The organism is Arthrobacter sp. TMN-50 (assembly GCF_054511125.1).
On sequence record NZ_JBTNDG010000005.1, the window covers coordinates 171883 to 181284 of the forward strand.

The following is a 9402-nucleotide window of genomic DNA, read 5'->3' on the forward strand; positions in this document are numbered from 1 at the left end:
GCGCTAATTTATTGTGCGCTATCAAATTGCATTTGATGGGTGTTTTTTCTTCCGGCCAGCAGTACCGTTAACAATGTGAACCGCAATGGTTGATGGCTATCACCGGAGGAATCATGACTACCGAGGTTGCGACAGTCTCAGACTGCAGTGTTAATTCCTGTTCTTTCAATCACGATGGCTGCACAGCGTACGCCATCACTGTCGGTGGTAGCCGTGACCATGCGTCATGCGCCACCTTCATCGATACGTCAGCCACCGGCGGGCTGCCGGTGGTGTTGGCTCATGTGGGCGCCTGCCAGCGTATTGAGTGTGTGTTCAACGACCATCTCATGTGCGGCAAAGCCGACGTGAAGATCGGAACCGGCGCCGACGCCGCCGACTGCCTCTCGTATTCCCCGCAATAGGGTTGCTGAGGTATCGCAGCACCACCAGCCCGGTTGTCCTTGCGACGGCCGGGTTTTTGCATGCTCGAACGGCGGCGGCACTACTCCCGGATGAGAACTCTCTCATTAGCGCCTCACAAACGTCTCATGGGCGACTGACTAGATAGAGAGCCTGCAGCAGTTACATCACCGCAGGGAAAGATTGGTCACCGCATGGAAACGCATTCGCTCCAGCAGCCAGAGCGGGAGCTGTCCTCGAAAAAGCTCCGGGTTGTGTTGTACTCGCACGACTCCCAGGGTCTGGGGCATACCCGACGGAACCTCGCGCTGGCGCACTCCCTTGCGGCGACCCTTCCTGGACTGACCGGCCGCACGGTGACCGGGCTGTTGGTGACCGGCGAATCCCAGGCAACCCGGTTTGATAGCCCCGATGACTGGGATTGGGTGGTACTTCCCGGCATTTCCAAGGGCAGCGACGGCTACACCCCACGCAACCTGGCCATCAAACAATCCAAACTCATCCGGCTGCGGTCGCAGCTCATGGATGCTGTGCTGTCGGAGTTCCGGCCCCATCTGGTGGTGGTGGATCGCCACGCGTTCGGCGTCGACAAGGAACTTATCGCGGCTCTGTCAAAGCTCAGGAAGGCACGGCCCGACTGCAAGGTGGTGTTGGGTCTGCGGGAAATCCTGGACGCTCCAAAGGTGGCGCGGCGCGAATGGAACGCTCTCGGCGATCTGGATCGGCTCCGCGACTACTTCGATGAGCTGTGGGTCTACGGAGACCCGGCAATCCACGATCCGGTGAAGTCCGGCGAAATTCCCGGCAAGTTGGGGTCGATGGTCCGCTATACCGGGTATCTGGCGGCTGGCAGGCAGTCACGACGTCGGACCGGATCATCCGGAAAACCCTACGTCCTGACAATGGTTGGCGGCGGTTCCGATGGTCGGGCTGTGCTGCTGACCGCGGCCAAGGCGACAGTCCCCCACGGCTACGAGCACCTGATTGTCACTGGACCCCAGATGCCCAAGGAGGATCGGGTGTTGATCGAACGGTCGGCCTCGCCGGGCACCCGGGTCATTTCGATGGTGCGTGACGGTCTGGCGGAGATGAGGGAGGCGTCGGCGATTGTGTCAATGGGCGGGTATAACTCGGTGTGCGAGATCATGAGCACCAATACCCCGGCGCTGGTGGTGCCCCGGGTCAGTCCCCGCCGTGAACAGCTAATCCGTGCCCAGTCATTGGCCCGGCATGAATTAACCGATATGTGCCACCCCGACGAGTTCACCCCCAAGGTGCTGACCGACTGGTTCGACGCCGTGGTGGGGACCCCATCGCAGCGCGTCGACGTTGACCTCAGCGGGCTTCACACGGTTGGCGGCTACGCCGCCGAACTGCTCGGCTTCACCGTTCCCGCTCCGGACGCCGACCTCCTCGACGATTGGCAGACCCTTGCAGCCGTCTAACCCATCCCGCACCGGGTACATCCTGAAGATCTATCCCCGGTTTTCCGAGACCTTCATCGTCACCGAGATTCTTGCTCGCGAAGCGGCCGGGGATGACCTCGAGATCTTCTCTCTCAGGTCTCCAATCGATCCACGGTTCCACCCCGAGCTGGCCCGGGTGCAGGCCCCGGTCACCTATGTTTCCAAGCCAGCCAAACTGGTCGAGGGTTGGGCCATCATGGCTGCCGCAGACAGGGTGATCCCCCACTTTGGCGAACGGTTTGCACAGCTGCTTCCCAGCCTCGCCGGGCTGGATCCGTTGGAGGTCCACCAGGGAGTCGAACTTGCGACACTGCTGTGTCAGCGAGGCATCACGCACGTCCATGCTCATTTCGGGTCGCTTGCTGCGCGCACTTCGAAGATTGCCTCGGACCTGACGGGTATTCCGTTTTCCTTTACCGCACACGCCAAGGACATCTTCCACGAAGAAGTGGACCTGGAGGTTCTGCAAGGCCTCATCGACGCTGCGCATCACGTGGTGACAGTCAGCGATTTCAATCTGGCCTATCTTGAGCGGCTTTTCCCGGAGCAACTGGGCCGGGTTCATCTCGTCTACAACGGGCTTGAACTGGACCGGTTTCCCTTTGTTGCCCCAGCAGCACCCGGACCGGTGTTGCGGGTTGCTGCGGTCGGTCGGCTGGTCGAGAAAAAGGGCTTCAGTCTGCTGATCGATGCCGTTGCGGAGCTGGTCCAGCGCGGGATTGCACTCGACGTCCGGATTGCCGGCGGCGGCGAACTTCACGACGGGTTGACGCAGCAGGTCGCCCAGCACAATGTGGGGTCCACCATCACGTTGCTGGGTCCCCGAACCCAGGCCGAGGTGGTGGACCTGCTGCGGTGGGCCGACGTCTTCACGGCGCCGTGTGTGGTGGGTCAGGACGGCAACGCCGACGGTCTGCCCACCGTGCTGCTTGAGGCGATGGCGATGGGGGTGCCGTGCGTCGCCAGCGATGTGACGGGGATTCCCGAGGTGATCAGCAATGGGGGCGGTGTGTTTGGTTCAAATGCGGGGCCCGGTGATGGGTTGCAGACGGGGATTCTTGTGCGCAGCGGTGTGGTCGATGAGTTGGTTGACGCCCTGGTTACGGTTGCGTCGTCGTCCTTTGATCGTCAGGGAGTCACTCGGGCGGCGCGACGGGTGATCGAACTTTCCTTTGATTCCCACCGCCAGTCGGCCAGGTTGCAGGAACTTGAATCGGGCCTTCCAACAGCCCGGACCATGGCGGAAGCGGTGGCTCTCTCATGACGCAGGTTGCTTATTTATGCCTTGACCCTGGGGTTCCGGTGTTTGGTTCCAAGGGCGCTTCTGTCCATGTGCAGGAGATCATCCGTAGCTGGCGTGCCCGCGGTGCCAAGGTGACCATTTACTGCACTCGGCCGGGCACGGATATTCCAGCCGATCTTGCCGACGTGCCCGTGGTGGTTCAGCCCATTCCGAAGGGCAGCGGTGCCGAGCGTGAGCACGCTCAGGCTGCCGCTGCGGCGACGCTTGCCGAACGGGCGATCTCCGACGGCGCAACCGTGGTCTACGAACGCTATTCACTGTTCAGCGACGCTTTGACGCGGGTCACGGCAGCTTTGGGTATTCCCGGTTTTCTCGAGGTCAATGCGCCGCTGATCGATGAGCAGCGCATCCACCGTTCCCTGGTCAATGAGGACGCTGCGTTAGAGGCGTTGGACCGTCAGGTGGCTGCAGCGGCCCGCACGGTCTGTGTGTCGGAGCCGGTGGCCGATTGGGTGAAACAACGGGTGGCCACCGACCATCATCCGAAGGTGGCGGTGGTACCGAACGGCGTCAACGTCAACCGGATTCAGCCGACCCCTGAAACGGCTGGTCTCCCGGTGGTGGTGTTTGTCGGAACGCTTAAGCCGTGGCATGGCGTCGAGACCCTGATCGAAGCGAAAGCTGCTGCGTCCACTGAGTGGGCGTTGAGGATTGTTGGCGACGGGCCGGAAGGTCCGAGACTTCGCGAACTTGCTGCAACGCATGAGACGACCGTCGAATTCATGGGCGCCATCACTCCGGAACTCATTCCGGCAGCGTTGGCTGGCTGCGCTGTCGCAACGGCTCCGTACCCGGTCATGGACGATGCCAATGATCAGTACTTTTCCCCACTGAAGATTTACGAATACTGTGCCGCAGGGTTGCCGGTAGTGGCGTCGCGGGTGGGGCAGGTGCCGTCAATCATTGACGACGGCGTCACCGGGCTGCTGGTGGATCCGTCCAGCCCTGCTGCACTCGCGGCGGCAATCGACGATCTGGCCGGGGCTCCGCTCGCCCGGGCAACGATGGCGCAGGCTGCCCGCAGCATGGCCACGGGTCATCACAGCTGGGACAGCGTGCTCGATCGCATTACCGAAGGGGTGCTGTCATGACCATCTCCAAGACTCCTCCGCCCCGGAAGCTCGTCAGCGCTCCGCAGACTGCCAGCACGCCGGAAATCGTCCGCGCTCCGCAGATCGCAAGCGCGCCCGAAATCGTCAGGACCCCCAAACCGACCAGTCTGCCGACAATTGGGCCGAAACTGGCCCGAAGCCCGCTGCGTCGGACCCTCAACATCGCCAAACCACATTTGCGGAAGCATCGGATGCTCATGAGCGGCGGTGTGGTGGCGTTGCTTTTCGAGGTCATCTTCCGGGTGCTTGAGCCATGGCCGGTGAAGTTCGTGGTGGATGCCATCTCCCGGAGCCTGGGCGCCGACCTTGCTGGCACCGGTCCGGTAGCCACCGAAGGGCTGCTACTGGCATGCGGCATTGGTCTCATGGTGATCATTGGGATGCGGGCGTTGTGTAACTATCTTGCGACGGTGGCTTTCGCCCTTGCGGGATCACGGGTGGCCACCGAACTGCGGGCGCGCGTTTTTGAGCATGTGCAGTCTCTGTCCACCCGGTATCACTCGTCGTCGCGAACCGGAGACACCATTCAGAGGTTGGTGGGCGATGTCGGCCGGCTGCAGGAGGTAGCGGTCAGTGCGGGGCTACCGTTGATTGCCAACTGCATCACGCTGGTGGTGATGGGCGGGGTGATGTTTTGGCTGGATCCTCTGCTTGCATTGGTCGTGGTGATCGCGTGTGCGAGTTTCCTGCTGTTGTCTCGGTTGAGTACCGGGAAGATCACTGTTGCTGCCCGTAAAACGCGTAAGGGCGAGGGATCGCTAGCTAATACCGCCCAGGAAAGTCTTGGCGCTATTCGGGTGGTGCAGACCTACGGTCTGGAGAAGACTCTGTCGGATCGGTTTAGCAGCAGCAACCAGAAGACGCTGAAGGACGGCGTGCAGTCCCGGCGGTTGGCAGCCGCGTTGGAACGTCGGACCGACGTCATTGTCGGCGTCGCTACCGCCGTCGTGCTGGCTGGCGGTGGATGGCGGGTGGTGCAGGGAGCGATGACTCCGGGCGATCTGGTGTTGTTTCTGATGTACCTGAAGACCTCGATGAAGCCGTTGCGTGATCTTGCCAAGTACACGGGCCGGATTGCCCGGGCAACGGCGTCGGGCGAGCGGGTGGCTGACCTGCTCGATGAACGGGTGGACATCGTTGATGCACCGGGTGCTGTGGCGCTTGGGAAGGCGTGGGGCGATGTCGAGTTCCGTGACATGACGGCGGCGTATGGCGATGGGCCGCCCGTGCTGAAGAACCTGAATCTGTCGTTGGTGGGAGGACGCAAGACGGCGATTGTGGGTCCGTCTGGCTCTGGTAAATCGACGCTGGTGTCACTGATGGTGCGAATGATGGATCCCGTGTCGGGCTCTGCGCATGTCGACGGCCTTGATCTGCGGACTGTCACACTGGAGTCGTTGCGGTCGAATATCAGCCTGGTGCTGCAGGATGCGGTGCTGTTTACCGGCACCATCCGAGAGAACATTCGCTATGGCAGGGCTGATGCCTCTGACGAAGAGGTAGAGCATGCTGCCCAGTTGGCCAACGCGCACACCTTCATATCGGGGTTTGCCGATGGCTACGACACGCTGGTCGGCGAGCGCGGTGGCACCTTGTCTGGTGGGCAGCGTCAGCGGATCACCATTGCGAGGGCGCTGCTTCGTGATTCGCCGGTGGTGATTCTCGACGAGGTGACTACGGGGCTGGATCAGGACTCGCGGTCCGAGGTGCTGGCCGGGCTTGCGACGCTGACCGAGGGTCGCACCACTATTACGATCACCCATGAGGCGTCTGTGGCTTTGACGCATGATCGGGTGGTCTGGTTGCAGGACGGCCGGATTCTGCTGGACGGCTCTCCCTCCGACCTGATGAAGCACCAGATGTTTGCCACCTGGATACTTCAGCAGCAGGCAGCCGATGAGGCGCATCTTGCGGAGCAGGCAGCCAGAGGTGCCGAGTGAGGGCTGCGACAGTCGATCCGGTGTCCACTGTGGATCCCACGCTTCCCGGGCTGGGCGACTTTTTCGACAGTGACCGGTTGAGCGATGTGGTGGGTCGTCCTGTGCGCGTTGATCGGCTGCGGCATAAGCCGGGCACGTCGGCGATCGCGAGGCTTCGGGAGAACGACGGCGGCATCCGTTGGCTGGCTACCTATAGTCCGGCTGCAGCGGTGAAGCTGGAGAAGGCGGTCAGTCGGGCGACCGCCAGTGGCCTGGAGATTGAACACATCACTGTGCCGGACCATCCGGACCACCATCTGGTGTCTGGGCCAATCGACCTGGACCATCGTCTCTATAAGCCGCTCACACGGTTTCGTGAGGCGGGGATGGGACGGATCTTCACCGATCGGGTGGTGACGGTTCTCAACTACAACCCGCAGCGCAGGGTGGTCTTTGAACTGCGCCACAACGATGAACGGTTGGTGTGCAAGGTAGGGGCTTCCAAGCCTCACGCTGACGGACAGCTGTTGACGACGCTGGTGGCCAGCGGAGTGCCTGTGCTGGAAGCCGTCGAGCCGTCAGGATTGCCCCTCCCCCGCCATGCCCAGTACTTCAGGTGGTTTGGTTCGGGTGACCTCAGCACCGTGAAGTCAGGGGTTGCGGGCGCAGCTTCGCATGCTGCCGGAATGGCATTGGCGCTCCTGCATGCGCAGCCTCCTGCCTTTGGTACTCATCGGTGGCGGGCACCGGCTGGTTCGCTGCAGGATCTGGTCGAAGAGAATTCGCTGCTGTCTCCGGAGCTTGCGGGGCGGCTGGAGCGGTTGCGGGCCGGGTTGGAGCCGCTGTTGCGTCGACCCGGACGGGCAGCCCTGATGCATGGCGATTTTTCCGCCGATCAGGTGCTGGTTGAGGGCAGCGATATTCGTCTCACCGATCTGGAGCGCTGCACCTATGGTGCTGGTGCATCAGACCTGGGCAGTTTTGCTGCTGTGGAAATTTTGCACAGCACCCCACTGTCTGGAGGCACGGATGTTCTGTCACTTCCCCGCACCGCGGCGATGCTCGATGGGTACAGCGCGGGGGCTTCCGGTGCCACCGACTCCGAAGTGTTGGCCTGGACCATTTTTCATTTGCTCAGTCGTCTGAGTGACCCTTTTCGCTCCTGCTCCCCCACCTGGCGGCAGGACATGGCTGACCGTCTCGGTCTGATGGAGGACATCCTGTGGTGACAACTATTCCCGAGGCGGTGACCGACCGTGCCGGGCGACAGTTGACCATTCATCGGGCGTGGCCGCGGGATGGCGGTCGACTCATCTTTGAAGCATCGGACAGTGACTGCGGCCAGATTCGTGCCGGAGCGGTCGAGGCTGACGGCCGGGTGCGGCTGTCTCCGTTTGCGGAAGATCCGGTGCTGTCTGGGCTACCTGGTGCTGCGGCTCAGGGACAGTTGTTGGTTCACCGCTACAAGCGCCGTGCCGTGGTGCGCGATGCTGCGGGATTCACCAAGCTTTTGGCGCCGGGTAAGGCTGAAGCGGTTGCTACGTCTCATCGGTTGATGCGTTCGTTAGCGCGGTCGTCGGGGATCGTGATTCCGGACGTGGTGGTTCACCATCCGGAAAGTGTTACCTTGACCGCTGTCCACGGCGTCAGTTTTCATGAGTTGGGGCAAATTGATTCTCAGGCGGATCTGCTAGCGAAGGAGAACTGGGCCGGGGCCTGGCAGCAGTGGTCGGCGCGGTGGCCGTTGTTGGCAGTTTCACAGGAGTCGGCAACAGGTGGAGTGCCTGAACTGCCAACCCACTCAACCCGGGATGAGGCTCGCACCGTGTTTCGTTGGGTGAACTATGCCCAGCAGTTCGGTGTGTTGCCGGTGTCGGCTGATCGGTTGCAGCAGGCGTCAGCTCAGGTGTCCCGTCTACTGATTTCCGGGGCTCCCCAGACGGCTGTGCTGTCCCACCGGGATCTCCACGATAAGCAGTTGATGTTCAATGCTGATTCAGGCTCGGTTGGGCTGATCGACTGCGACACCGTTGCTGTCGCTGAGCCTGCGCTGGATCTGGCGAATCTGTTGGTCCATATCGATCTCCGTAAAGCGCAGGGAGTCTATTCTGCTGCTGCCACGCACACTGCTAAGCAGGCGATCCTGGCAACTGCGTCGACCATGGAGGTGTCCGAGGCGCGTATGCACGCCTATGCAGCATCGACCAGACTGCGGCTGGCGTGTCTGTACGCGTTTCGCCCGCCCTACAGAACCGTTGCCCACCTCTGGTTTGAGCGTCTTGAACAGGATCTCGCTGAGTCATCCACGGCATAGGTCCAGACCTTGAAGCTTGGCTGGTGCAGACCCTAGAGTCAAAGCGGTGCAGACCCTAGAGAGCCACGGTCGACGGCTCCGCAAACCACAGTTTGGTTTCTCCGTACTTCTTCTCGGCAAACCGTTCCAGGCCGCTTGGCCATTTTGGTTCTTTAGACCGCGATGAACGTTCGAGGACGACCACGGCGCCCTCAGTCAGATGGGGAACCAGGGCTTCGAGGAGGCCGGTTAGTGTCTCGTTCTCTACCGAATAGGGAGGGTCCATTAGGACCAGGTCCCACTGGTCCTCTGGGACGGCACGATCCAGGTAGGTCTCGACCTTGAGGTGATGCACTCGAACGGTTTGGTCTTTGAGGGTTTTATTCACCAGGTCAGCATTGGTCCGGCTGACGGCTGCAGCTTTGTCGCCCGATTCCACCAGATCGACGACCTTTGCCCCTCGACTGGCACTTTCAACACCGAGAGATCCGGACCCGGCATAGAGGTCGAGGACCCGGGCATCGGCAATAACTTCGTACGCGTCCAACCGTGAGAAAAGTGCCTCTTTGACGCGGTCGGTGGTGGGTCGTGTTGCCGTTCCCGGAACACTGAATAACGGTATGCCGCCAGCGGCTCCGGCAATGATTCGACTCATGATTCCACTGTATCGAGTCCGGGAGTGCCGCCCGTGCGTCTCATAGCCAGCTGATAAGCGCGATAGCTGGCGGACAACGACGTACTGCTCATCCTGAGAATACGCATGCCCAAAGAATGCGGGTCGAGCCGACGCCGCGGATTAGAGCAGTGGGTTTCGGTCTCGGTGGTAGTGGTTTTGTCGGGGTTTCTGGGTTGGGTCAATATACGGGGGTGGGATGAACCAGGGAACCCGGTCCCTGACTTCGATCGT

General features: G+C 61.5%; 8 protein-coding genes. 7 read left to right on the forward strand and 1 reads right to left on the reverse strand.

The genetic code is table 11. The features are described from left to right. The first annotated feature begins 113 nt into the window (after positions 1 to 113). The 7 genes from ACX80A_RS09090 to ACX80A_RS09120 all read left to right on the forward strand — a co-directional run bounded on the left by ACX80A_RS09090 (position 114) and on the right by ACX80A_RS09120 (position 8516). Positions 114 to 404 carry a DUF1540 domain-containing protein gene (locus tag ACX80A_RS09090; protein WP_459259373.1) on the forward strand — a complete coding sequence of 97 codons (291 nt, stop codon included), beginning with the start codon at positions 114 to 116 and terminating at the stop codon, positions 402 to 404. A gap of 192 nt (positions 405 to 596) precedes the next feature. Beyond that, complete coding sequence (locus ACX80A_RS09095; protein WP_459259374.1) at positions 597 to 1847, forward strand: glycosyltransferase family protein; 1251 nt, start codon at positions 597 to 599, stop codon at positions 1845 to 1847. Continuing rightward, on the forward strand, positions 1834 to 3132 hold the full coding sequence (locus tag ACX80A_RS09100; RefSeq protein ID WP_459259375.1) for a glycosyltransferase family 4 protein: 1299 nt from the start codon (positions 1834 to 1836) through the stop codon (positions 3130 to 3132). The genes ACX80A_RS09095 and ACX80A_RS09100 overlap by 14 nt, the downstream gene beginning before the upstream one ends. Further along, a complete protein-coding gene (locus ACX80A_RS09105; protein WP_459259376.1) occupies positions 3129 to 4262 on the forward strand; it encodes a glycosyltransferase family 4 protein in 1134 nt (377 codons plus the stop codon). Before ACX80A_RS09100 ends, ACX80A_RS09105 begins: the two co-directional genes overlap by 4 nt. Continuing rightward, positions 4259 to 6223: an ABC transporter ATP-binding protein gene (locus ACX80A_RS09110; protein WP_459259377.1), complete on the forward strand. Its 1965-nt coding sequence runs from the start codon at positions 4259 to 4261 to the stop codon at positions 6221 to 6223. Before ACX80A_RS09105 ends, ACX80A_RS09110 begins: the two co-directional genes overlap by 4 nt. After that, a complete protein-coding gene (locus ACX80A_RS09115) occupies positions 6220 to 7431 on the forward strand; it encodes a phosphotransferase family protein (RefSeq protein ID WP_459259378.1) in 1212 nt (403 codons plus the stop codon). Before ACX80A_RS09110 ends, ACX80A_RS09115 begins: the two co-directional genes overlap by 4 nt. Next, entirely contained in the window at positions 7428 to 8516 is a 1089-nt protein-coding gene (locus ACX80A_RS09120; RefSeq protein ID WP_459259379.1) for a phosphotransferase, read from the forward strand. Before ACX80A_RS09115 ends, ACX80A_RS09120 begins: the two co-directional genes overlap by 4 nt. A 55-nt stretch (positions 8517 to 8571) precedes the next feature. Here the strand turns inward: ACX80A_RS09120 and rsmD are convergent, their stop codons facing one another. Further along, a complete protein-coding gene (gene rsmD / locus ACX80A_RS09125; RefSeq protein ID WP_459259380.1) occupies positions 8572 to 9150 on the reverse strand; it encodes a 16S rRNA (guanine(966)-N(2))-methyltransferase RsmD in 579 nt (192 codons plus the stop codon). Positions 9151 to 9402: the final 252 nt, after the last annotated feature.

Bases quoted from the DNA above. Each gene is read 5' to 3' on its own strand.
- ACX80A_RS09090 (WP_459259373.1), top strand. From the start codon at position 114: ATGACTACCGAGGTTGCGACAGTCTCAGACTGCAGTGTTAATTCCTGT.
- ACX80A_RS09095 (WP_459259374.1), top strand. From the start codon at position 597: ATGGAAACGCATTCGCTCCAGCAGCCAGAGCGGGAGCTGTCCTCGAAA.
- ACX80A_RS09105 (WP_459259376.1), top strand. From the start codon at position 3,129: ATGACGCAGGTTGCTTATTTATGCCTTGACCCTGGGGTTCCGGTGTTT.
- ACX80A_RS09110 (WP_459259377.1), top strand. From the start codon at position 4,259: ATGACCATCTCCAAGACTCCTCCGCCCCGGAAGCTCGTCAGCGCTCCG.
- rsmD (WP_459259380.1), bottom strand. From the start codon at position 9,150: ATGAGTCGAATCATTGCCGGAGCCGCTGGCGGCATACCGTTATTCAGT.